Raw genomic sequence first — 22,440 nt, 5'->3', positions numbered from 1 at the left:
CTGTGGGAAATCGTGCTGCACGAAGTCCCACAGGACGACGGCGGGCACGCGTCACTGCTCGCGGTCGCGCGGCTGTACTACGAGGACGACCTCTCCCAGCAGCAGATCGCGGACCGCCTCGGCGTCTCACGCTCAACCGTCTCGCGGCTGCTCCAGCTGGCGCGCGAGCAGGGCATCGTGCACATCGAGATCCGCCCGCCCACCTCGGCCTCCCAGCTCTCGAGCTGGCTGCAGGGCGCGCTGAAGCTGCGCAAGGCCGTCGTCGTCCCGCCGCCGCCGCGCGGCAGCGGCCCCGCGATCCTCGTCGGCCCCGCGCTCGCCGAGGTCGCGGCCCTCAGTCTCAACAGCGGCGACACCCTGGCCATCTCCTCCGGCGCGACGGTGTGGGAGATCGTGCGCGGGCGGCGCTTCCCGCCGCTGCGGGGCGTCCGCATCGTCCCCGCGCTCGGCGGCTTCGACGAGGTCGACGTCCGCTTCCAGACCAACGAGATCGCGCGCCGCGTGGCCGACGCCAGCGGCGCCGAGGTGAGCTTCCTGCACGCGCCCGCGCTGCCCTCCCCCGCGCTCTACGCGTCGCTGATCGAGGACCCGGGCATCGCCGCGCGGCTGTCGCTGTGGAACGAGCTGACCGCCGCGCTCGTCGGGATCGGCGCGCCGCCGCGCGAGCGCGAGGCCGCACCGGGCCACATCCTGTCCGCGCTCGGGGAGCTCGGCGACGCCGTCGGCGACGTCGCCGGCCGCCACTTCGACCTCTCCGGCGCGCCCGTGAACCGGCGCGAAGAGGATCACATGCTCGGCGTCACGCGCGATCAACTGCGCGCCGCGGGCACCGTGATCGGCGTCGCCGCCGGAACGGTCAAGGCCGCCTCGATCGTCGGGGCGGCCCGGGCCGGACTCATCGACGTCCTGGTGACCGACGCCCCCACGGCGTCAGCCGCCCTGGAAGTCCTCAGCGCCTGAAGACCTCAGAGGTCTTCATCTACGCGGCGAGCAGCGACTTGCCGCCTTCGGGCTCGAAGAGCTTGATCTGGCTGCAGTCGAGCGAGAGCTCGATCTCCTGGTCGGCGCGCGCGGAGCTCGCGGCGTCGAGCCGGGCGACGATCTGCGAGCCGGCGCTCGGCAGGTCCTCCATGCCGGCGTCGGCGGCGATCTCCTGCAGCTGGTCGGACCGCACGTCGGCGGCGCCCGCGATCTCGAAGTAGGCGTACAGCTCGGAGCCCATCGACTCCACCACGTCGACCTTGGCGCGGAACTTCAGCCGGGCGCCGCCGCTGGGCTCGAGCCGCGCGTCCTCGAAGTGCTCCGGCCGCACGCCCGCGATCACCTCGCGCGTGCCGCCTGACGCGTGCTGCAGCTTCTGGCGGATCTCCGGCGTCATCGGCGCGTCGCCGAACGGCAGCTTGATCGTGTCGCCCTCGATCCGGCCGGGCACGAAGTTCATCGCCGGCGAGCCGATGAAGCCGGCCACGAAGAGGTTGGCCGGGTCCTCATAGAGCACCTTGGGGGAGTCGACCTGCTGGATGATCCCGGCGCGCATGACCGCGACGCGATCGCCGAGCGTCATGGCCTCGGTCTGGTCGTGGGTCACGTAGAGCATCGTCGTGCCGAGCTGGTGCTGGATGCGCGCGACCTGCGTGCGCATCTGCACGCGCAGCTTGGCGTCCAGGTTCGACAGCGGCTCGTCCATCAGGAATGCCTTCGGGTCGCGCACGATCGCGCGGCCCATCGCGACGCGCTGGCGCTGGCCGCCGGAGAGGTTGGCCGGCTTGCGCTCCAGGTGCTGCTGGAGCTCGAGGATCTTCGCCGCCTCGTCGACCTTGCGATCGATCTCGCCCTTGTCGGTCTTGGCGAGCTTGAGGGCGAAGCCCATGTTCTCGCGCACGGTCATGTGCGGGTACAGGGCGTAGTTCTGGAACACCATCGCGATGTCGCGATCGCGCGGCGCGAGCTCGTTCACGCGCTCGCCGCCGATGATGAGCGAGCCGTCGGAGATCTCCTCCAGCCCCGCGACCATCCGCAGCGCCGTCGACTTCCCGCAGCCGGACGGCCCGACGAGGATCATGAACTCCCCGTCCTTGATCTCGAGGTTCATGTCCTTGACGGCCTCGAAGCCGTCGGGATATCGCTTCCAGACGTTCTGGAACGTGATCTCGGCCATCGCGCTCTCCTCTTGCCGGTGCCTTCGCAGCACGGTACACATAGCGTGCACGTTTGTCCAGCACGTCCGTGCATGCCCACTTGACACGGCCCGGATTCGCGGTACAACTCGTCGCGAACGTTTGTTCATGCACACCTGTGCAGGGAGGAGAGGAGCCACCATGCGATTGAAGCTGTGGCTCGCCATGGTCTGCGCGCTCGCCGTCGGCGGGTGCACCTGGGCGGGCGCCGGCGGTGGAACGGGCGACGGGACCGTCACGGTCGCGATCGTCGCCAACCCGCAGATGCGCGACATCCAGAAGCTCGAGAGCGAGTTCGCGCGCCAGCACCCCAACGTGAAGGTCCAGTTCGTCACGCTGCCCGAGAACGAGGCGCGCGACCGGATCACGCAGGACGTCGCGACCAAGGCCGGGCAGTTCGACGTCGTCATGATCGGCACCTACGAGGCGCCGATCTGGGGGCAGAACGGCTGGCTCAAGGATCTCAACCAATACGCGAAGGGCGACGCCGCCTACGACGTCAACGACCTGATCCCGTCGGTGCGCAAGGCGCTGTCGGCGGACGGGAAGCTCTACGCGGTCCCCTTCTACGGCGAGTCCTCGTTCCTGATGTACCGGAAGGACCTCTTCAAGCAGGCCGGCCTCACGATGCCCGCGCACACGACCTGGCCTCAGGTCGCCGCGTTCGCGCGCAAGCTCAAGTCCCCGAAGATGACCGGCATCTGCCTGCGCGGCCTGCCGGGTTGGGGCGAGCAGCTCGCGCCGCTGGACACGGTCATCAATACGTTCGGCGGCCGCTGGTACGACCCGCAGTGGAACGCGCAGCTGAACACGCCGCAGGTGCAGAAGGCGGTCAAGTTCTACCTGCAGCTGATCAAGGACGCGGGCGAGCCGGGCGCGCCCAACGCCGGCTTTTCCGAGTGCCTGACGGCGTACAGCCAGGGCAAGGCGGCGATGTGGTACGACGCGACCTCGGCGGCCACGTCGCTCGAGGATCCGAAGGTCTCCACCGTCGTCGGCAAGACCGGCTACGTCGCGGCGCCCGTGATGGACACCAAGTCCTCGGGCTGGCTGTGGGCCTGGTCGCTGGCGATCCCCAACACCGCCAAGGACCCCAAGGCCGCCTGGGAGTTCGTGCGCTGGGCGACGTCGAAGGAGTACATCAAGCTCGTGGGCGAGAAGCTCGCGTGGGCGCGCGTCCCGCCGGGCAGCCGCCTCTCGACCTATACGTTGCCGCAGTACGTCAAGGCCAGCTCCGGATCGGCGCAGGCCACGCTCGCCGCGCTCAAGACCGCCGACACCGACCATCCGGGCAAGCTGCCGGTCCCCTACAAGGGCATCCAGTACGTCGGGATTCCCGAGTTCCAGGACCTCGGGACCAAGGTCTCGCAGCAGTTCGCCGCCGTGCTGGCCGGGCATGAGTCGGCCGACGCCGCCCTGAAGACCGCGCAGGCGCAGGCCCAGGCCGTCGCGGACGACGGCTACAAGGACTGAGGAGGTTCGAATGGCCACCACCGCACACCCGCCGGTGACGCTGACCCGGCGCGGCCAGAAGTCGGTCTCGCTCCAGCGCGAGCGCTGGAAGCGTCGCGGCCCGCTGCTGCCGGCACTGATCTTCACGATCATCGTCACGCAGCTGCCGTTCATCATCACGCTCGTCTACTCGTTCTTCAGCTGGAATCTGCTGCGGACCGAGGGGCGGCACTTCGCCTGGTTCGAGAACTACAGCCGGGTGCTGAGCGACCCGGCGACGCGCAGCGCACTGTGGGTCACCGTGGAGCTGACCGCGGGGGCAGTGATCCTCTCCCTGCTCGTGGGCCTCGGCTGCGCGCTGCTCGTGGACCGCAAGTTCCTCGGCCGCGGCGTGGTGCGCACGCTGCTGATCGCGCCGTTCCTCGTGATGCCGGCAGCCGCCGCGCTGCTGTGGAAGACGACGATGCTGAACCCGGTCTTCGGCATCGTGAACTGGGTCCTCTCGCCGCTCGGCGTCGGCGACGTCGACTGGGCGAGCCAGTACCCGCTGCTGACGATCATCGTCGTCGAGACCTGGCACTGGGCGCCGTTCATGATGCTGATCCTGCTCGGCGGGCTGCAGAGCCAGGACCGCAGCATCCTCGAGGCGGCACGCGTCGAGGGCGCGGGCGCGTTCCAGATCTTCCGCTACCTGACGCTGCCGCACCTGCGCCAGTACATCGAGCTCGGGATCGTGCTCGGCTCGATCTACATCGTGCAGACGTTCGACTCGATCTTCATGATCACCCAGGGCGGGCCGGGCACTTCGACCACGAACCTGCCGTTCGCCCTCTACCTGAAGGCGTTCCGGGCCTTCAATGTCGGCCAGGCCGCGGCGCTCGGCGTGATCGTGGTGATCCTGACGATCCTCGTCGCGACCGTGGCGCTGCGGGTCGTGTCGCGGATCTTCCAGGACGAGGGCGTCTCGTCGCGGGTCATCGACGTGGCGGCGTTCCGTCGCCGCGAGAAGGCGGCGACGTCATTCCAGCGCCGCGAGAAGGAGGCGACGTCATGAACGTGGGGTCCTCGAAGCGTGCGGGCGCGCTGTTGTCGGCGTGCGCGTGGATCGTCGGGCTCGGGATGTTCTTCCCGATCCTGTGGATGGTGCTGACGGCGTTCAAGCACGAGCGCGACGCCTTCACCACGCCGCCGAAGTTCATCTTCTCTCCCACGCTGGATCAGTTCCGCGCGATCTTCGACGGCGGCCTGGGCACGGCGCTGGTGAACTCCGCCTGGACGACGATCGCGTCGACGATCGTCGTGCTGCTGCTGGCCCTGCCGTGCGCCTACGCGCTGGCGATCCGGCCGGTGGAGAAGTGGCGCGACGTGCTGTTCTTCTTCCTCTCCACGCGGATGCTGCCGGTGGTCGGCGCGATCGTCCCGATCTACGTGATCGCGCGCGACACCTCGATGCTCGACAACGTGTGGACGCTGGTGATCCTCTACACCGCGATGAACCTGCCGATCGCCGTCTGGATGCTGCGATCGTTCATGAGCGAGGTGCCCGGCGAGGTGCTGGAGGCGGGCCGCGTCGACGGCGCGAACCTGCGCCAGGAGGCGAGCCGGATCATGTTCCCGATGATCGCGCCGGGCGTCGCGGCGACGGCGCTGATCTGCGTGATCTTCGCGTGGAACGAGTTCTTCCTGGCGGTGAACCTGACGTCCGTGCGGGCACAGACCGTGCCGGTCTTCCTGGTCGGCTTCATCACGAGCGAGGGCGCGTTCTGGGCGCGGCTGTCGGCCGCGGCGACGCTCGCGGCGATCCCGGTGCTGCTGGCCGGGTGGATCGCGCAGCGGCAGCTGGTGCGCGGGCTCACGCTGGGGGCGATCAAATGATGCAGGCCGTCGTCATCCCCGAGCCGGGGAGCATCTCCGTGGAGGGCGTCCCGGATCCGACGCCGGGCGCCCGCGACGTCGTCGTCGCCGTCGACGCGTGCGGCATCTGCGGCACCGACATCCACATCCTCGACGGCGAGTTCGGGCCGACGGGATACCCGATCGTCCCCGGACACGAGTTCGCGGGCGAGGTCGTCGCGGTCGGCCGCGAGGTCAGCGGCCTGTCCGAGGGCGACTTCGTCTGCGTCGACCCGTCGCTGTTCTGTGGCGTCTGCCGCTTCTGCCGCGAGGGCCGCGGGAACCTGTGCGAGAACTGGAACGCCATCGGCGTGACCGTGGACGGCGGCTGCGCGGAGTTCGTGTCCGTGCCCGCCGCCAACGCGTTCGCGCTCCCGCCGGACGTCGAGCGGCGCTTCGGCACGATCGTCGAGCCGCTGTCGTGCGCGGTGCGCGGGTTCGACCAGCTGCAGGTCCGGCTCGCCGACCACTACCTCATCTACGGCGCGGGCACGATGGGGCTGCTGCTGACGCAGCTCGCGGCCGGTGCGGGAGCGGGATCGGTCTCGGTGGTCGACCGCAACCCGGACCGGCTGCCCCGGGCCACCGCGCTGGGCGCCACGCACGTGGCGACGAGCGCGGACGAGCTCGAGCGGAGCGCATGGGAGGTCGTGATCGACGCGACCGGCGTCGTGCCGGCGATCGAGGACGGCTTGGGGCGCGTCCGGCGCGGCGGCACCTTCCTGATGTTCGGCGTCGCCTCGGAGGACGCGACGGCGACCGTCTCGCCGTTCCGGATCTACAACGACGAGATCCGCATCATCGGCTCGATGGCCGTGCTGCACTCGTTCGAGCGCGCCCGCGACCTGCTCGTCGCCGGCGCGGTCGACGCGGGCGCCCTGCTCACGCACCGGCTCGGGCTGGGCGAGTACCCCAGCGCGATCGAGGCGTTCCGCTCGGGATCGGGGCTCAAGATCCAGGTGACGCCAGGCGGCTGAGCGCGGACAGGAGCTGCTCGCGATCCTCGCGGTCGAGCTGCAGACCGTCAGGTCGCTCTGCGAGCGCTGAACAGCGGCTCGCCGAGCGCGCCGGGGTCGACCTCGACGCCGAGGCCCGGCCCGGTCGGCGCGGCGCCGCGGCCGTCGCGTGAGCGCGGCTCGTAGCCGGCGACGTGGTCGAGCGTCCAGTCGTTCATGAACGACGCCATCAGCAGCTGCTCGGGATGCGTGCTCGCGGCGAGGTGGGCGACGGCCGCGGTCGTGAGATCGCCGCCCCACGAGTCCTCGATCGTGAAGCGCAGCCCGAGCCGCTCGCCGAGGTCGCGCATCAGGCGTGCCGCGGTGAGCCCGCCGACGCGGCCGAGCTTGAGGTTGATGGCCTCCATCGCGCCGTAGGCGCGGATCAGCGCCTGGACGTCGGTGATCACCTCGTCGAGCACCATGGGCAGCGTCGTGCGGTCGCGCACGACGAGGCACTCCTCGAGTGTCGGGCAGGGCTGCTCGAACAGCACGCGGTCCAGGCCTTCGAGCGCGCGGGCGGCGATCGTCGCGTCCTGCAGGCGCCAGCCGCCGTTGGCGTCGGCGATCACGACGTCGCCCTCCTGGGTCGCCTCGAGCACGGCGCGCACGCGCGCCGCGTCCTCGCGCGGGTCGGCCCCGAGCTTGAGCTGGAAGCGGCGGATCCCCTCATCCCGCCGCGCGCGCACGTGCGCGACCATGTCGTCCACCGGACCGAGCGGGATCGCGACGTAGAGCGGGAAGTCCGGCGCGCGCACGCCGCCGAGCAGCGTGCTCACGGGGACGCCGGCGGCGCGGCCGAGGACGTCCCAGCATGCGATGTCGACGGCCGACTTGGCGTAGCCGTGGCCACGCAGCGCGCCGTCCATCGCGTCGTGCACGGCGGCGAGGTTGGTCGCGTCGACGCCCAGCAGCGCGGGCGCGAGCTCGCCCAGCGCGGCGCGCGCGCCGGCCGCGGAGGCGGGCAGGTAGGTCGCGCCGAGCGGACACGTCTCGCCGTGACCGGCGATGCCGTCCTCGGTCTCGATCCGCACGACCGTGCTCGGCAGCGACGCGATCGTGCGCCCGCCGGACATGACGTACTCGCCGTGCGCGTAGCGCAGGTCGTACCCGTAGACGTCGACGCGCTCGATCCGCACGGCGCGCGAGCTTAGCCTGAATCCAGGCTTATCCGCCGAGCATGCGCCGGACGGCCGCCTCGTCGACCCCGCGCTCGCGCAGCCAGGCGGCGACGGCGCCGTGGCGCTGCAGGATCTCGAGCAGCAGCCGGCCGTCGACGCCGGGGTTGCCGAGCTCGCCGGCGACCGCCCCGTCGAGGCGGACCGAGACGATGCCCGCGGGCTCATGCGGCGCGGTGGCCGGCCGCTCGCCCAGGCGGCGGGTCAGCTCGGCGCGGACGTCGCGCGGGGCGGCCCCGGCGCCGAGCAGTATCCGGCGCGCGAGCGCGTCGGGCTGGCGCAGGATCGCGAGCAGCAGATGGGCGGCGTCGGCGCGCTCGTGCCCGAGGCGCATGGCCTCCTCGATCGTCTGGTGGAGCGCGTCGTGCGCCGCCGGCGTGAACGCGAGCTGGCCGCGCTCGCCGTCCTCCCCCATGCCGACCATCCGCACGACCTCGGCCCGCGCGCGCTCGCCCGTCAGCCCGTGGCGGTGCAGCAGCGCGGCGGCGTCGTCCTCGCCGCGCGCGATGCCGACGAGCAGATGCTCCGTGCCGATGTGCGCGTGGCGCATGAGCCGCGCCTCGTCGCGCGCGGCGTCGACCACGTCGCGGGCCTGATCGGTGAAGCGCTCGAACATCGCCGCAGAAGACTAGTGTCGCGAGCCGTGGATCCGGCTGCTGGCGGCGGATCTCCGGCACGGGAGACTAGAGTCGCGCCATGGCCTTCAACGTGACGGGCGATGCGTACGACCGGTTCATGGGGCGCTATTCGCGCGTGCTGGCTCCCCAGCTCGCGGACCTCGCGGGCGTGACCGCGGGACAGCGGGTGCTCGACGTTGGGAGCGGGCCGGGGGCCCTGACCGCGGAGCTCGTCGCACGGCTCGGCGACGATGCGGTGTCGGCGGCCGAGCCGTCGGCGAAGTTCGTCGCCGCGCTGCGCGAGCGGCTCCCGGGCGTGCGCGCCGAGCAGGCGGCCGCCGAGGCGCTGCCGTTCGGCGACGGCGAGTTCGACGCGGCGATCGCCCAGCTCGTCGTGCACTTCATGGCCGATCCGGTCGCCGGGCTGCGCGAGATGGCGCGGGTGACGCGGCCCGGCGGCGTGGTCGCGGCGTGCGTGTGGGACCACGCCGGCGAGCGCAGCCCGATCGCGGTCTTCTGGCGCGCGGCGCGCGAGCTCGATCCGGGCGCGCGCGACGAGTCCGAGCTTGCCGGCGCGCATGAGGGGCATCTTGCCGAGCTGTTCCGCGAAGCCGGCATCGGAGAGCTCGAGGAGGCGGTGCTGGAGGTCCCGTTCGGGCCGGCGAGCTTCGAGGAGTGGTGGGAGCCGTTCACGCTCGGCGTCGGGCCCGCGGGCGAGTACGTCGCCGCGCTGGACGAGGACGCTCGCGCCACGCTGCGCGAACGCTGCCGCGAGCTGCTGCCCGGCGCGCCACGCGCCGTCGCGTGGGCCGCGCGCGGCGTGGCCTAGGGAGCGCTGCCTAGAGCGGCTTGCGGCCCGCGTAGCCGGCGTCGAGCTCGTGCCAGTACCCGATCTCGGGCTCGTCGTCGACCCAGCAGAGGTAGGCCTCCTCCCCCTCGCGGACGGTCGGGAAGTCGATCAGCCCGCGCTCGAGGTCGCGCAGGATGATCTCGCGCGAGGAGAGCGCCCCGAGCCCCGCCTGGAGCTCGACGAACGCCTCGCCCACCTGGCGCCCGGGCCGGCCGCCGCCGTTGCCGGGCGCGCCGCCGGCCAGCGCCTCGCGCGCCTCCTCGTCGGTCAACCGCGCATGGGCGTCGCGCATCGCCGTCAGCCGGTCCGCGACCCAGGGCAGCAGCGCGCTCGCCTCCTCGAGCGAGTAATGACGCCGGTGCCGCATCGGTCGAAGTCTGCCTGACGGGGCGGCGAGAACGCGGAGCGGGCGCGGCGGGAGCCTCCGGCGGCCGGAGGCTCCCGTGACCGCTACGGGCTCGTCGTCGACAGCGTGAACGTCAGCGTCTTCGAGTAGCTGCCCGTGCGCAGCGCGTCGGTGTCGCCGATGTGCTGCCGCACGCCGATCGCGACGCTGTCGTTCGAGATCGGGGCGGTGTAGGTCAAGAGCGTCGCCGGCGAGGCGCCGACGGAGCTGTAGGCACCGGCGTTCGCCTTGGCCTGCAGTGCCGACGGCAGCGAGAACGCGCCGTTGACGAGATGCCCCGGAGCGTTCGAGCTCTGGTCGCTGACCGACAGTGCCGCGTCGCCGGCCGTCGATACCACGGTGGCCGCGATGGTCGTGTCGTAGTCCTTCGCGATGCCCGCGGCGAACGGGCCGAAGGACTGCGAAGCGCCGAGCGAGAGCGTCAGCGTCGCGGGAACCGTGCCGCCCACCGGGACGGTCGGCGGGGCGACGATCTTCAGGTCGGCGTGGTTGACGTCGAAGAAGACGTTCCCGACCGCCTCGATCTTGATGCGCGCGTGATCGGACACCAGATTCGGGACGATCACGCCGGCCGAGCCGTCGTTGGGCGTCGACGCCGCGAGCACGTACGGGAACGTCGCGCCGCCGTCCGTCGACAGCGTGATCCTCACGTTCGCCGCGTTGACGGGCGCCACGTCGGTGCCGTTGACGTCCCACGTGATCGTCTGCGGCGAGGTCCCGTAGAGCGACTGCGGGATCGACTGCGAGGTGACGCGGAACGGCCCGGCGAGCGGCGCGACCGCCACCTTGGTCTCCGCGCTGCCGATGCCGCCGCCGCCGAGCCGGCCATCGCGGGCCGTGAGGCGGAAGGTCATCGTGCGGTCGCTGAGGAACCCGGTCCAGTCGGCCGTCGGGAGGAACTCCGAGAAGCAGTCGACGGTCGCGACCGGCACGGCCGTCGGGGCCGGCGGCGCCGCCGGGCAGCGCCCCGTGGCGGCGTTGGTGTTGTCGGCCAGGATCTGGTCCATGTCCGGGAACACGCGCGTCGGGTTGCGGTCCACGCCGTTCTCGCCCGGCGACGGCGACTGCAGCGTCCCGTCCGCGGTGACGTTGGCGTACTTGCCGAACTGGCGGAACAGCGGCCCGTTGGCCTTGGTGTTGTTGACCAGCGCCGTGCCGGCGGCGGCGCCCCGGTCGTTCTGCTCCCACATGTAGGTGACCGTGTCGCCGTCGGGATCGGTCGCGCTGCCCGTCAGGGTGAACGGCGTCCGCGTCGGGATCGTCAGCGCCGCGGGCACCGTCACGTCCGGCGCGTGGTTGCCGGTGGGCGTGAGGAAGTAGCCCTGGTTCTGGATCGCGCCGCCGCGCGCGGTCTCGCCGACGAAGCCGCTGCCGCCGGTGACGGCGAGCGTGACTGGCGGGAGGTCGACGCCGCCGAGCGTGCCGCCGAACGTGATCTGGAACCCGGTCTCGTCGAAGACCGAGCCCGCGCCGGCGAACGGCGCCACCGAGGCCGTCGTGCCGGGCGGGAAGATGCCGGCCCCGCCCTTGAGGCTCTCCGCCACGGTGCCCGCGGTGCCGCCGGTCCCGCCACCGACGGTCAGGGCGTCGACGTCCTTGTTCTGCAGCGTGCCGGCGAATAGCAGCCGGTAGCCGGAGTCGGCCGGCGCGCCGGCCGTGACGGTCGCTCCGGCCGGCCACGTGGAGACGCCGGTGCCGCCCTTGGCCAGCTCCCGCACCGCCGAGGTGCATGCGTCGGTGCAGTTGACGATCGCGAGCGCGGGGACGTCGGTCGCCGCCGAGGCGCCGGCGAACGTCACGGTGAAGCCGCCGTTGCCGGCGTTCGCCACCGCCGCGCCTCCGGCGAAGCCGGGGATCGCGTTGATCGCGGCCGCGACGTTGGCGTTGGAGACCGCCGCGCCGCCGGCGCCGAGCACGGTCGAGGTGTTGCCGCCGAGCGAGATCCGGAACGACTGCGAGGTCCCGTTGAACGAGCCGAGCGTCACCTGCTGCTGCTCGTTGCCGCCCTGCAGCGCGTTCTGGATGCCCGCCGCGGTGTCGTTCTGGCCTCGCACGATCGGCGCGGTCGCGGCGCCCTTGTAGCTGAGCGTGTAGGCGTCGCCGTTGGCGTCGTAGCCGGTGAGGGCGACGTTCTGGATCTCGCTGCCCTGCACCGTTCCTTGGATGTCCAGCGCGGTGTAGTTCGCGCCGCGCACGAACGGACCTGCCGTCAGCTGGCCCGACTTGAGCGTCAGCGAGTCGCTGCCGTCGAAGTCGCGCAGCGAGATCGTCTGGGTCTCGTTGATGTTCGGGCGTGACGAGGACGTGTACGCCGTGATCTCGTCGAAGCTGCGCTGCGACCAGTAGGGATCGCTGTGCGGCTGGAGGTTGTCCTGCTGGCAGATGCCGGCGTACGCCATGATCGAGGAGCCCGAGCCCGGCTCGACCGACGTCGCCGCGCTGCGGTTGCCGCCGGAGCAGTTGCTCTGCGTGCCGTTGAAGGTGTGGTTGCCGGCGAACTGGTGGCCCATCTCGTGCGCCACGTAGTCGACGGCGTAGTAGTCCCCGACCGGCGTCGGCACGCCGGTGCAGCCCTGCGCCTTGTTGAGGCCGCCGACCACGCCGAGGCTGGCGACGCCGCCGCCGGACTTGCCGAGCGCGATGTGCCCGATGTCGTAGTTGCTGGCCCCGATGATCTGGCCGATCACGATGCGGTTGCGGGAGAGCAGGCCGCTGCCGCAGGTGGAGAGCTGCGACGTCGTGTAGCACGCGGCCGAGCCGCACGGGCCGTTCGCGTCGGTGGCCAGCGCCGGCGTGTCGAGGTTCAGCTTGTCGGTGCCGTCGATCAGCACCAGCCGGATCGCCGTCTCGTCCTCGTAGACCTGGTCGACGCGGTTCATCAGCGTGACCTTGGCCGCGGTGACGTTGGCGGGGCCGCCGAAGTACGTGGCGTAGGACGGGTCGGTCACGAGCGCGAGGCGATACGTGCGCAGCTGGATCGCCGGGCCGGCGAGCGCCTTGGCGCCGATGTCGAGCGGGTCGGTCTCGCCTTCGGGCCCGCGCTCGGCGAACTCGCCGTGCGCGTTCTCGAGGTCGCGCCCGTAGTAGCTGACGTAGACGCTGTCGTCGAGGTGGTAGTACGGGTCGACGTACCACGCGCCGTCCGGCGAGCGCACCGAGGCGTGGAAGCCGAGCGGCGTCGTGTCCGCCCGCACCGTGGCGGACGGGTCGTCGAGGCCGACGCCGGCGTAGGTCTTGATCTCCGGGTGCCTGGCCGCGAGTCCCGCCTCCATGATCGGCGCCTCCTCGACGGCGAAGCGCTGGTAGCCGCCGTCAGGCGCCGGGAGCGAGATGACCGTCTTGGAGCTCGCCGCGGCCGAGCGCGACTTGAGGCCGCTCCTCGGCGCAGTTCCGAGATCCGCCTTCAGCTCCGGCTTGTCGAGCCTGAACGCGCGGACCGCGTCCGCCTTGATCTCGGCGGGCGCCCCGCTCGCCGACGTCGCGGGCGGGGAGCCCACCGGGCTCCAGACGCCGCCTTGCGCGTGTGCTCCGGCCGGCGCCAGCACGGCGATCGCCGCCGCTGCGCCCAGCGCGAAAATGGCACGTTTGACCGATCCCTGCATCTGACCCCTCTCGTCCGCTCAGTCCCTGAGCTCCTCGAGGGCCCATCCTTCACTCCCGCGGCGTTCAGGTCAAGGTTCCGCGAGCGTGTCGAGACCCGCAGAGTCCTCGTACGATCGTCCACGCAATGGCGCGGGGCTCCCGGCTCAGATCGATCACGCGGCCACGCGAACCGCGCAGGCAAACTGACCCCTCCTCACCGGCGCAGTCCGCCCGCCCCGCTAAGCCGCTGCGCGGACGCACGCCGCGTCGGACGTGAACGCCCCGAGCGTCGAGGGCGGCGCGAGGTAGCGGAAGACCGCGTCCGTCTCGGCCTTGCTCGCCCGCGCGGCGGCGCCGTCGCCCTCAGCAGCGGCCCGCTGCCGGCGCTGCTCACCGCGATGGAGAGCTGGAGGCCTCGTCGACCCGCGCCGCGGGCTCGCGCGCGAGGATCCGCACCACCGCCTGGTTGCCGGCCGTCCGGCTGAGCGCGATGACGTGCTCCGCGGTCGTCAGCGGACCGGACGGCGCCGGCGCGCTGCCGGGCTCGGCGAGCGGGGGCGCCGGCCCGTGGACGCGCTCAGGCATGCCAGGCGAGCACGCCGATGCCGCGCATGTCGAGCCGGATGCCGCGCGGCGTCTCGGCGAAGCGCAGCAGGACGGCCTCGCACGCGGCGCAGCGCACGATCGTCCCCATCGCCTCGCCGTAGAGCATCGCCGCGCCGAGCGGGCCGCGGTTCCCGCACGCCGCGCAGGTCGCCACGGCGGTGGTGACCTCGTGCGTGAAGATGTCGCCGAGCGGGCCGGCGGCCGCGTTGCCGTCGAGGTGCGTCACGTCCTCAGCCTCCCGTCGCGCCGAAGCGCTCGGTCCGGATGGTCGCCGAGTCGTGGCCCAGCGCGACGAGGTCGTTCGCGACCGACTCGACGAACGCGGTCGGACCGCAGACGTACGTGCGCGCGCCTCGATCGGGGCTGAAGGCCACGTCCGCGAGGATCTCACGGTCGACGCGCCGCGTATAGCCGGACCAGCCGGCGGGCGCGCGGCGCGTGTAGGTGAACACGAGCTCGGCACCGATCGTCGCGAGCTCGTTGGCGTAGAGGACGTCGTCAGGATCGCGGGCGGACACGAGCAGGCGTGCTTCGACGTGGCTGTGCGCGTTGCGGCGGTGACGCAGCATCGACATCAGCGGCACGAGTCCGGAGCCGCCCGCGATCAGCAGCAGCGGCGCGGTCTGCTCGGCGCTCCAGACGAACCAGCCGCCGAACGGCCCGCGCACGTCGAACCGGTCGCCCTTGTGCGCGATGTCGACGAACCACGGCGACACCTCGCCGTCCTCGAGCCGCTCGACCGTGATCCGCAGCCCGTCCTCGGGCGCCGAGGCGATCGAGTAGCTGCGCTGCGCCTGGTAGCCGTCGTCGGCGGTCAGCCGCACGTCGACGTGCTGACCGGCGCGGTGGCCGCCCCAGCCGTCGACGTCGAGCACCAGCGTCGCGGCGTCGCGCGTCTCACGCACGACCTCCGCGATCCGCGCCTCGCGCCACTCAGTCGCCGGCATACCGCTGCTCGCGCCACGGGTCCCCGCGGTCGTGATACCCGAGCGTCTCCCAGAAGCCGGGCTCGTCGTGCTCGGTGATGCGGATCCGGCGCACCCACTTGGCGCTCTTCCAGAAGTAGAGGTGCGGGACGAGCAGGCGCGCGGGGCCGCCGTGCTCCGGAGGGAGCGGCTTGCCGTCGTAGGTGTCGACGACCCACGCCTTGCCGCCCGTGAGGTCGTCCAGCGCGAGGTTGGTCGTGTAGCCGCCGTCGCACTCGGCGACGGCGAAGCCGCCCTGCGGGTGGATCCCGTCCAGGAGCGCGTCGACGCTCACGCCCTCCCACGCGGTGTCGAACTTCGTCCACGACGTGACGCAATGGATGTCCTTGGTGATGCTCTCGCGCGGGAGCGCGTGGAACTCGTCCCACGTCCAGCGCCGCTCGCCGCCGACCGCTCCGTAGACCGCGAAGTCCCAGCGCTCGGTCGGGACCCGCGGCGTGGGCCCGGCGGAGAGCACCGGGAACCCGCGCTCCAGATACTGCCCGGGAGGGAGACGACCCTCGTCGGCAGGCTCGGCGTGACGCCGGAAGAAGCCGCGTGTCATGTCATGGGCAACCTAGCCGATCGACTGCCTGGCGGCCGCGCGGGCGAGCGCGCGGATGCCCTCGCCCGGCTCGCCGTCGACGCGGGCAAAGCCGCCGAACTGGGTGCGCAGCAGATCCACCGTCGCGGTGCGATGCGCAACGTGCGCAACAGGCGGTGCGCGGTGGAGACCTGCGCGCGTGATCGTTGTCGCGGGCCTGGCGGGGGTGTGCGACGGACCTTCGAATAGTTCGAAGGTTCGTAGGGCACCCCCTTGGCGCGTGCGCGGCGATGATCGCTCGCGCGCGAACCGGCCGCCCCGGTGATCGAGCGTGTCCGTCAGCCCGGCGAGCCAGATGGACTCGCGCTCCTTACCAGCGCAGTTCGCCGATCCTTCCACGCGTCTGCGCGATCTCCGCGCGCCGCTCCTCGGAGGTCGGCGGACCGCGCTGCGCGTGGCCGCGCGATCGTTCTGGGGGCATGGCGAGGGGGTGGGTCGCTCGCGCGCGAAGCGACCGTGCCGGTGACCGGGCGTGTCCGTCAGCCCCTCGGACGGTGCTCACGCGCTGACCGCGTAGAGGCCGGGCTGGCCCGAGACCTGCTTGCCGTGCGACGTCACCCAGCTCGTGATGGCCGAGCCCCCCCCGGTCCGGGCCGCCGCCGGTGCCGGAGACGAGCACGTACTTCAGCTCGCCCTCGGCGATCATGGCCTTCAGCTGGGCGAGGGTCGGCGCGTTGTCGCCCCCGCTGAAGCCGCCGATCGTCACGACCGCCTTGCCGGTCTGGATGATGATCGGCGCCGTCGTGTGCGAGCTGGTCGCCGCGACGAGGTACTTCGCGCTCCCCTGGTGCTCGACGAGGTAGGAGATCAGCGAGGCGCTGACCTGGCTGTCGCGGCCGCCCCGCATCACGCCGCCTGGCGGAGGCCCGCCGCCCATCCTGCCGCCGAAGCCGCCCCTCGACGCGCTCGCCGGCCCCGCCGTGACGTTGTCGCCGTTCAGCGAGCGCGAGAGGCTCGCGATGCTGTAGGACGCCGGGCCCGCGGCGAGCGCGAACGCCCCCGCGACGGCGGCGACGGCCAGGACCGCGCGCGGCGCCCGCACCCGCAGCGCGAGCGACGCGGCCACGGCGAGCACCGCGGCGACCGGGATCGCCACGCGCAGCCAGCCCGCGAAGTCCGGCGTGCGCGACAGCAGCGAGGCGGCGAGCCACGCGGTGCCGCAGACGGTCGCCGCCAGCAGCGCCCACGCCGCCCAGGACTCCCGCGCCCAGCGCCACAGCAGCACGACGCCCGCGCCCGAGAGCGCCGCCACCGCCGGAGCGAGCGCGCTGACGTAGTACGGGTGGAAGATGCCCTTCTGCGAGCTGAACACGGCGACGTGCACGAGCGCCCAGACGCCGAACAGGATCCACAGGGCGCGCCGGCGCGACGTGCGCGGCGCGCGCCAGGTGACCCACAGTCCCGCGCAGAGCGAGACGAACGCCGGCGGGAGCAGCCATGCGACCTGGCCGCCGACCTGCGCGTCGAACATCCGCCACAGCCCCGCGGCGCCGCCGAAGGTCGCGCCGCCGCCGCCCATGCCGCCCTCGGATCCCGTCAAGCGCCCGAAGCCGTTGTAGCCGAGGATGAGGTTCCAGACCGAGCCGTCGGTGCTGCCGCCGATGTAGGGCTTCGCCCCGGGCCACAGCGACACGGCGACCGGCCAGGCCACGCTCACGGCGACCATCGCGAGCCCGCCCACGGCGAGCTGCCGCATGCGGACCGAGAGCACGGGACGCCCGGCGACCAGGTACGTGACGGCCAGCGCCGGCACGACCATCCAGCCCTGCAGCATCTTGGTCACGAAGGCGAGACCGACGACCGCGCCGCACCAGGCCAGCCAGCGCGTCCGCCCCGACTCGAGCGCCCGCACCAGCAGATACGCCGACAGCACCAACAGCAACACGAGCAGCGCGTCGGGGTTGTTCACGCGCCCGATCGCGACGGTCACCGGCGTCAGCGCCAGCGCGACGGCGGCAGCCACGCCCGCGGCCTCGCCGAGCACGCGGCGGACGGTCGCGTAGAGCAGGCCCACCGAGGCGACGGTGCACAGCGCCTGAGGGAGCAGGATCGCGAAGCTCGAGAACCCGAGCACGCGCGCCGAGAGCCCCATCAGCCACAGCGAGAGCGGCGGCTTGTCGACGGTGATGAACGAGCCGGGGTCGAGCGCGCCGAAGAACCACGCCTTCCAGCTCTCCGACCCGGCGCGCGCCGCCGCCGCGTAGTACTCGTTCGAGTACCCGTTGATCGTCAGGTTCCAGAGGCACAGCACCCCGGCCAGGACGAGCACCCCGAGCAGCCACGGATTCAGGCGCAGGCGAAGGGAGGCGGCGCGCGGCCGCGACAAGGCGATGGTCGACATATGCGTCAGCGCTCCATGACGGGGCGATCGATGTGATGGACGCGGTGCGCGCGGGTGAAGACCCAGGTGCGCAACGCGATGTAGCGGGTGACGGTCGCGGTGATCGAGGCCGCCACGAGCACGGCCAGCTCGATCGCGGCCGGCGCCGACCCCCACAGCCCGCGCAGCACGGCGAGCGCGCCGGTGGTGAGCGCCAGCGTCAGGACGAACACGAGCGCCCCGCGGACGTGATCGCCGACGAGGCCCTCGCGCCCGCGCACGCCGAAGGTCAGCGCCCGGTTCGCCGCCGTGTTCCCCACGGCCGTCACCGCCAAGGCGACGGCGTTCGCGCCGCCTGCGCCGAACGCCCCGCGAAGCGCGAGGAAGAGCACGGCGTAGGCCAGCGTCGAGAGCACGCCGATGCCCATGAAGCGCGCGACCGGCCCGGCGATCAGCAGGCGCCCGACGCCGCGCAGGTCGGCCAGCGCGGTCGAGACGATGTCCACGCGCGAGTCGGGGTCGTCGATCCAGTCGACGGGCACCTCGTGGATCCGCAGCCCGCGCCGCTGGGCGAGCACGAGCAGCTCGGTGTCGAAGAACCAGCCCTCGTCGCGGACGTCGGCGAGCAGCCCGCCGAGCGCCTCCCGCCGGACGGCCTTGAAGCCGCACTGCGCGTCGGAGAAGCGGGCGCGCAGCACCGCGTGCAGGATGCGGTTGTAGGCGCGCGAGATCAGCTCGCGCTTGGGCCCGCGCACGACGCGGGCCCCGTGCGCCAGCCGCGACCCGATCGCCAGGTCGCTGTGGCACGAGAGCAGCGGCGCGACGAGCGGCAGCAGCGCGCGCAGGTCGGTCGAGAGGTCGACGTCCATGTAGGCGACGACGCGCGCCTCGCTCGCCGACCACGCGGCGCGCAGCGCGCGCCCGCGGCCCTTGCGCTCCAGGCGCAGGTGCTCGACGCCGGGGAGGTCTGCGGCGAGCGCGCGGGCGATCGCGGGCGTCGCGTCGGTGCTGGCGTTGTCGGCGATGACGATGCGCCAGCTGAACGGGAACGATTCGCGCAGGAAGCGGTGCAGGCGCCGGATGCTCCGCTCGAGCCCGTCCTGTTCGTTGTAGACCGGGACGACGATGTCGACATCCCGCACCGCGACCGCGCGGCGAGCGGGGCTCGGAGACGGGGCAAGCTCTTGCATGGCCCCAGCATCGGGTCCGGCGCTCGGAGCGGGCTGGGGCGTGCCTGAGAGGTTCCTGGGCAGCGTCCGGCGCGGTGGGCTATCGGCCCGACTGAGGCAGCTCGACCACGAACGACGCCCCGCCGCCGGGAGCGTTCGACGCGCTGACGAAGCCGCCGTGCGCGGAGACGATCCCGGCGACGATGGCGAGCCCGAGCCCGGCGCCGCCCTTGCCGCGCTCGCGGCCGCCCTCGGCGCGCCAGAAGCGCTCGAACAGCGCGTCGGAGTCGTCCGTGGGCAGGCCCGGGCCGTGGTCGCGCACCTCGATCCGCACGCCGGGGACGACCGACACCTCGACCGGCGTTCCCGGCGGCGTGTGCACGAGCGCGTTGCGGAGCAGGTTCGCGAGCACCTGACGGAGCTGGTCGGCGTCGCCGAGCACCTCGGCGGGACGCTCGACGTGCAGCGCGATGTCGCGGTCCGGCGCCGTCGCGCGCGCGTCGTCGACCGCGTCGCGCGCGAGCTTGGCCATGTCGACCGGCGCGTGCGGCGCCTCGCGCAGCTCGTCGAGGCGCGCGAGCGTCAGCAGGTCCTCGACGAGCACGCCCATGCGCGCGCCCTCGTTCTCGATCCGCCGCATCGCCTTGCGCACGTCCTGCTCGGAGCGCGCCGCGCCCATCCGGTAGAGCTCGGCGTAGCCGCGGATCGAGGCCAGCGGCGTACGCAGCTCGTGCGACGCGTCGGCGATGAACGCCCGCAGCCGCTCCTGCGAGGCCTCGCGCTCCTCGAACGCCTCCTCGAGCCGGTCGAGCATCGCGTTCAGCGACATGCCGAGCCGCCCGACCTCGCTGCGCGGGTCGGTCGTCTCGACGCGGTGGGAGAGGTCGCCGCCGGCGATCGCCGCCGCCGTGTGGCCCATGCGGTCCAGCGGCAGCAGGCCGACGCGCACGACGATCCACGCGAACAGGCCGAGCAGGAGCAGCACGCCGGCGATCACGAGCCCCTCGACGAGCAGCAGCCGGTTGAGCGTCTGGTTCGTCGAGTGCAGCGGGACGGCCACCACGTTCGTGTCGCCCTGCGGGTCGAGGTGCGCGAGCACGCGGTAGCTCGTGCCGCCGGCGCTCACGGTGACGATGCGATCCAACGGCAGCGAGGACGGCAGGTCCGGCGGCGTGCCGCCGGCGTCGTAGCCGACGAATCGGCCTTCCCACGGCCCCGCGCGCGGGCGCCGCTGTACGTAGGTGCCGGGCGCGGGGCCCTCGCCGGGGGGCGGCCCGCGTCGCGCGCCGTCGTGCCCGAACCCGCCGTGCGGGTCGAACGGCTTGCCCTCGAGCACGTTGTCGACGACGGCCTGCGCGCTGCGCACCTGGCGGTCGACGCCCTCGAGCAGGAACGAGCGCTGCTCGGCATACGTGACCGCGGCCAGCACGATCAGCCCGGCGGCGGCGAGCGCGAGGACGCCGGCGACCAGCCGCCCGCGCAGGGAGACGATCATGCGCGCGGGGGCCTGAGCGTGTAGCCGACTCCGCGCACGGTGTGGATCAGCGACGGTCCGTGGACGTCGAGCTTCTTGCGCAGGTAGCTGACGTAGGTCTCGAGCACGCGCGCGTCGCCGCCGAAGTCGTAGTCCCACACGTGGTCGAGCAGCTGCGGGCGGCTGAGCACGCGGCGCGGGTTGAGCATGAAGTAGCGCAGCAGCCGGTACTCGGTCGCGGTCAGCTCGACCGGCTCGCCCGCGCGCGTGACCTCGTGGGTGTCGTCGTCGAGCTCGAGGTCCTCGAACACGAGCCGGCTCGAGTCCGCCTCCGCCTGGCCCGTCCGGCGCAGCACGGTGCGGATGCGCGCCACGAGCTCCTCGAGGCTGAACGGCTTGGTGACGTAGTCGTCGCCGCCCGTCGTCAGGCCGCGGATCTTGTCCTCGGTCGCGTCGCGGGCGGTGAGGAAGATGATCGGGACGCCGGCGCGCTCGGCGCCGAGCCGCTTGGCGACCTCGAAGCCCTCCATGTCGGGCAGCATCACGTCGAGGACCATCAGGTGCGGGCGGAACGAGGCGACCGAGGCGAGCGCGTCGGCGCCGGTGTGCGCCGACTCGACCGCGAAGCCCTGGAAGCGCAGGGCCATCGTGATGACGTCGACGATGTTGGCTTCGTCGTCGACCACGAGGACGCGGTTGGGTTCGGCACTCATCGCGGCGAGTATCGGCTCGGAGCCTGGGAGTTTCCTGGGAGCCTCCTGGTGACAACCATAGACTCGCCGCATGGATGACAAGGTGAGCCTGGCCGAGAAGATCTCGCTGCTCGAAGGGGTCTACCAGCCGGGGATCGTCGGCTACATGAACGACTACAAGCTCGCCGTGGTGCGGATCAAGGGCGAGTTCGTCTGGCACAAGCACGACGACACGGACGACTTCTTCCTGGTCCTCGAGGGCCGGCTCACGATCCGGCTGCGCGATCGCGACGTCGTGCTCGAGAAGGGCGAGCTGTTCGTGGTCCCGCGCGGCGTCGAGCACTGCCCGTGCGCAGACGAGGACACGCACGTGCTGCTGATCGAGCCGCGCGGGACCCTGAACACCGGCGACGCCGGTGGCGAGCTGACCGTCGCCGAGCGCGAGATCTAGCGGGGCCATCCGCATGCGCGCGATCGTGATCACCGCCAACGGCGGCCCCGAGGTCCTCGAGCCCCGCGACGAGCTGGACCCCCGGCCCGGTGCCGGGCAGCTGCTCGTCGAGCTCGCGGCGGCCGGCGTCAACTTCCGCGACGTCTACGAGCGCGAGGGGCGCGGCGCGGCGTACAAGAACACGCCACCGCTGATCTGCGGCGCCGAGGGCGCCGGCACGGTGCTCGAGGGCGCCGGCGACTTCTCCCCTGGCGACCGCGTGTGCTGGGCCGCCGCCCCCGGCAGCTACGCGGAGCGCGTGGTCGTCGACGCGGACGCGGCGGTCCCGGTGCCGGACGGCGTCTCGGCCGAGCAGGCCGCCGCCGTGCTGCTGCAGGGCATGACCGCCCAGTACCTCTGCACGTCGACGTATCCGGTGCAGGACGGCGATGACGTGTTGATCCACGCCGCCGCGGGCGGCGTCGGGCTGCTGCTGACGCAGCTCGTCAAGCGGCGCGGCGCGCGCGTGATCGCGACGACGTCGACCGAGGAGAAGGCCGCGCTCGCCCGCGCGGCCGGCGCCGACGACACGATCGGCTACGAGCGGTTCGGCGAACGGGTGCGCGAGCTCACCGGCGGGCGCGGCGTGGCCGTCGCATTCGACTCGGTCGGCCGCACCACGTTCGAGGAGAGCCTGTCGGCGCTGCGCCGGCGCGGGCACATGGTGCTGTTCGGCGCCGCCAGCGGCGCGCCGGATCCGTACGAGCCGGAGGCGCTGCGCAAGGGCTCGCTCTACCTGACCCGCCCGGGCCTGCCGGACTACACCGCGACGCGCGAGGAGCTGCTCGAGCGCGCGGCCGACGTGCTCGGCCGGGTCGCCGGCGGGGAGCTCGACGTCCGCATCGGCGGCCGCTACAGGCTCGCCGACGCGCGCCGCGCACACGAGGACCTGGAAGCGCGCCGCACGACCGGCAAGCTGATCCTGCTGCCCTGAAGTCGCGCTTCCGACGCACGAGCACCGCGGGTAACG

21 protein-coding genes are annotated in these 22,440 nt (G+C 72.5%); 8 read left to right on the top strand and 13 right to left on the bottom strand.

The features are described from left to right. Positions 1 to 12 precede the first annotated feature (12 nt). On the top strand, positions 13 to 960 hold the full coding sequence (locus tag H958_RS0126710) for a sugar-binding transcriptional regulator (protein WP_081686314.1): 948 nt from the start codon (positions 13 to 15) through the stop codon (positions 958 to 960). Between the two features lie 19 nt (positions 961 to 979). Here the strand turns inward: H958_RS0126710 and H958_RS0126705 are convergent, their stop codons facing one another. Further along, positions 980 to 2,158 carry an ABC transporter ATP-binding protein gene (locus H958_RS0126705; protein WP_028060883.1) on the bottom strand — a complete coding sequence of 393 codons (1,179 nt, stop codon included), beginning with the start codon at positions 2,156 to 2,158 and terminating at the stop codon, positions 980 to 982. A 160-nt stretch (positions 2,159 to 2,318) separates the two neighbouring features. Between H958_RS0126705 and H958_RS0126700 the strand changes: the two genes are divergently transcribed. From H958_RS0126700 to H958_RS0126685, 4 genes are read left to right on the top strand one after another with little or no spacing between them, the layout of a single operon-like run. Next, the gene (locus tag H958_RS0126700) at positions 2,319 to 3,650 is read left to right on the top strand and encodes an ABC transporter substrate-binding protein (protein ID WP_028060882.1); all 1,332 of its coding nucleotides are present in this window, start codon (positions 2,319 to 2,321) and stop codon (positions 3,648 to 3,650) included. Positions 3,651 to 3,660: 10 nt separating this feature from the next. Further along, the gene (locus H958_RS40635) at positions 3,661 to 4,683 is read left to right on the top strand and encodes a carbohydrate ABC transporter permease (RefSeq protein WP_081686313.1); all 1,023 of its coding nucleotides are present in this window, start codon (positions 3,661 to 3,663) and stop codon (positions 4,681 to 4,683) included. Next, positions 4,680 to 5,504 (top strand): carbohydrate ABC transporter permease, encoded by an 825-nt coding sequence (locus H958_RS0126690; protein ID WP_028060881.1) that lies wholly within the window; start codon positions 4,680 to 4,682, stop codon positions 5,502 to 5,504. The genes H958_RS40635 and H958_RS0126690 overlap by 4 nt, the downstream gene beginning before the upstream one ends. Continuing rightward, a complete protein-coding gene (locus H958_RS0126685) occupies positions 5,504 to 6,499 on the top strand; it encodes a zinc-dependent alcohol dehydrogenase family protein (protein ID WP_028060880.1) in 996 nt (331 codons plus the stop codon). Before H958_RS0126690 ends, H958_RS0126685 begins: the two co-directional genes overlap by 1 nt. Before the next feature lie 47 nt (positions 6,500 to 6,546). Here H958_RS0126685 and H958_RS0126680 read toward each other — a convergent pair whose 3' ends face one another. Together H958_RS0126680 and H958_RS0126675 are read right to left on the bottom strand one after the other, a co-directional pair. Beyond that, complete coding sequence (locus tag H958_RS0126680; protein WP_028060879.1) at positions 6,547 to 7,656, bottom strand: mandelate racemase/muconate lactonizing enzyme family protein; 1,110 nt, start codon at positions 7,654 to 7,656, stop codon at positions 6,547 to 6,549. A 28-nt stretch (positions 7,657 to 7,684) separates the two neighbouring features. Then, positions 7,685 to 8,311 (bottom strand): Clp protease N-terminal domain-containing protein, encoded by a 627-nt coding sequence (locus tag H958_RS0126675; protein ID WP_028060878.1) that lies wholly within the window; start codon positions 8,309 to 8,311, stop codon positions 7,685 to 7,687. Positions 8,312 to 8,391: 80 nt separating this feature from the next. Between H958_RS0126675 and H958_RS0126670 the strand changes: the two genes are divergently transcribed. After that, positions 8,392 to 9,141, top strand: coding sequence for a class I SAM-dependent methyltransferase (locus H958_RS0126670; RefSeq protein ID WP_028060877.1), 750 nt, complete (start codon positions 8,392 to 8,394; stop codon positions 9,139 to 9,141). A 10-nt stretch (positions 9,142 to 9,151) separates the two neighbouring features. Here H958_RS0126670 and H958_RS46870 read toward each other — a convergent pair whose 3' ends face one another. From H958_RS46870 to H958_RS0126615, 10 genes are all read right to left on the bottom strand, one after another. After that, on the bottom strand, positions 9,152 to 9,529 hold the full coding sequence (locus H958_RS46870) for a DUF2203 domain-containing protein (protein WP_028060876.1): 378 nt from the start codon (positions 9,527 to 9,529) through the stop codon (positions 9,152 to 9,154). Between the two features lie 83 nt (positions 9,530 to 9,612). Further along, a complete protein-coding gene (locus H958_RS47885) occupies positions 9,613 to 13,170 on the bottom strand; it encodes a M12 family metallo-peptidase (RefSeq protein WP_051324859.1) in 3,558 nt (1,185 codons plus the stop codon). 370 nt (positions 13,171 to 13,540) lie between these two features. Then, positions 13,541 to 13,735: a hypothetical protein gene (locus H958_RS0126655; RefSeq protein ID WP_028060875.1), complete on the bottom strand. Its 195-nt coding sequence runs from the start codon at positions 13,733 to 13,735 to the stop codon at positions 13,541 to 13,543. Then, a complete protein-coding gene (locus H958_RS0126650) occupies positions 13,728 to 13,982 on the bottom strand; it encodes a DUF6510 family protein (protein ID WP_028060874.1) in 255 nt (84 codons plus the stop codon). Before H958_RS0126650 ends, H958_RS0126655 begins: the two co-directional genes overlap by 8 nt. Before the next feature lie 4 nt (positions 13,983 to 13,986). Then, a complete protein-coding gene (locus H958_RS0126645; protein WP_028060873.1) occupies positions 13,987 to 14,703 on the bottom strand; it encodes a ferredoxin reductase in 717 nt (238 codons plus the stop codon). Then, complete coding sequence (locus tag H958_RS0126640; RefSeq protein WP_028060872.1) at positions 14,690 to 15,286, bottom strand: sulfite oxidase-like oxidoreductase; 597 nt, start codon at positions 15,284 to 15,286, stop codon at positions 14,690 to 14,692. Before H958_RS0126640 ends, H958_RS0126645 begins: the two co-directional genes overlap by 14 nt. A gap of 349 nt (positions 15,287 to 15,635) precedes the next feature. After that, entirely contained in the window at positions 15,636 to 17,666 is a 2,031-nt protein-coding gene (locus H958_RS40625) for an ArnT family glycosyltransferase (protein ID WP_051324858.1), read from the bottom strand. Positions 17,667 to 17,671: 5 nt separating this feature from the next. Then, a complete protein-coding gene (locus tag H958_RS40620) occupies positions 17,672 to 18,835 on the bottom strand; it encodes a bifunctional glycosyltransferase family 2/GtrA family protein (protein WP_051324857.1) in 1,164 nt (387 codons plus the stop codon). Between the two features lie 79 nt (positions 18,836 to 18,914). After that, complete coding sequence (locus H958_RS0126620; protein ID WP_028060871.1) at positions 18,915 to 20,309, bottom strand: sensor histidine kinase; 1,395 nt, start codon at positions 20,307 to 20,309, stop codon at positions 18,915 to 18,917. After that, positions 20,306 to 21,001, bottom strand: coding sequence for a response regulator transcription factor (locus H958_RS0126615; protein WP_028060870.1), 696 nt, complete (start codon positions 20,999 to 21,001; stop codon positions 20,306 to 20,308). Before H958_RS0126615 ends, H958_RS0126620 begins: the two co-directional genes overlap by 4 nt. Positions 21,002 to 21,071: 70 nt before the next feature. Here H958_RS0126615 and H958_RS0126610 point away from each other — a divergent pair, with 70 nt between their 5' ends. Together H958_RS0126610 and H958_RS0126605 are read left to right on the top strand one after the other, a co-directional pair. Continuing rightward, a complete protein-coding gene (locus tag H958_RS0126610; protein WP_028060869.1) occupies positions 21,072 to 21,431 on the top strand; it encodes a cupin domain-containing protein in 360 nt (119 codons plus the stop codon). 13 nt (positions 21,432 to 21,444) lie between these two features. Then, a complete protein-coding gene (locus tag H958_RS0126605; RefSeq protein ID WP_028060868.1) occupies positions 21,445 to 22,404 on the top strand; it encodes a quinone oxidoreductase family protein in 960 nt (319 codons plus the stop codon). The last annotated feature ends 36 nt before the right edge of the window (positions 22,405 to 22,440 follow it).

It is taken from the genome of Candidatus Solirubrobacter pratensis, from assembly GCF_000425945.1.
In the GTDB taxonomy this organism is placed as follows: Bacteria; Actinomycetota; Thermoleophilia; order Solirubrobacterales; family Solirubrobacteraceae; genus Solirubrobacter; species Solirubrobacter pratensis.
The sequence above is the reverse complement of the archived record's forward strand: the minus strand, read 5'-3'. Positions and strand labels throughout refer to the sequence as shown.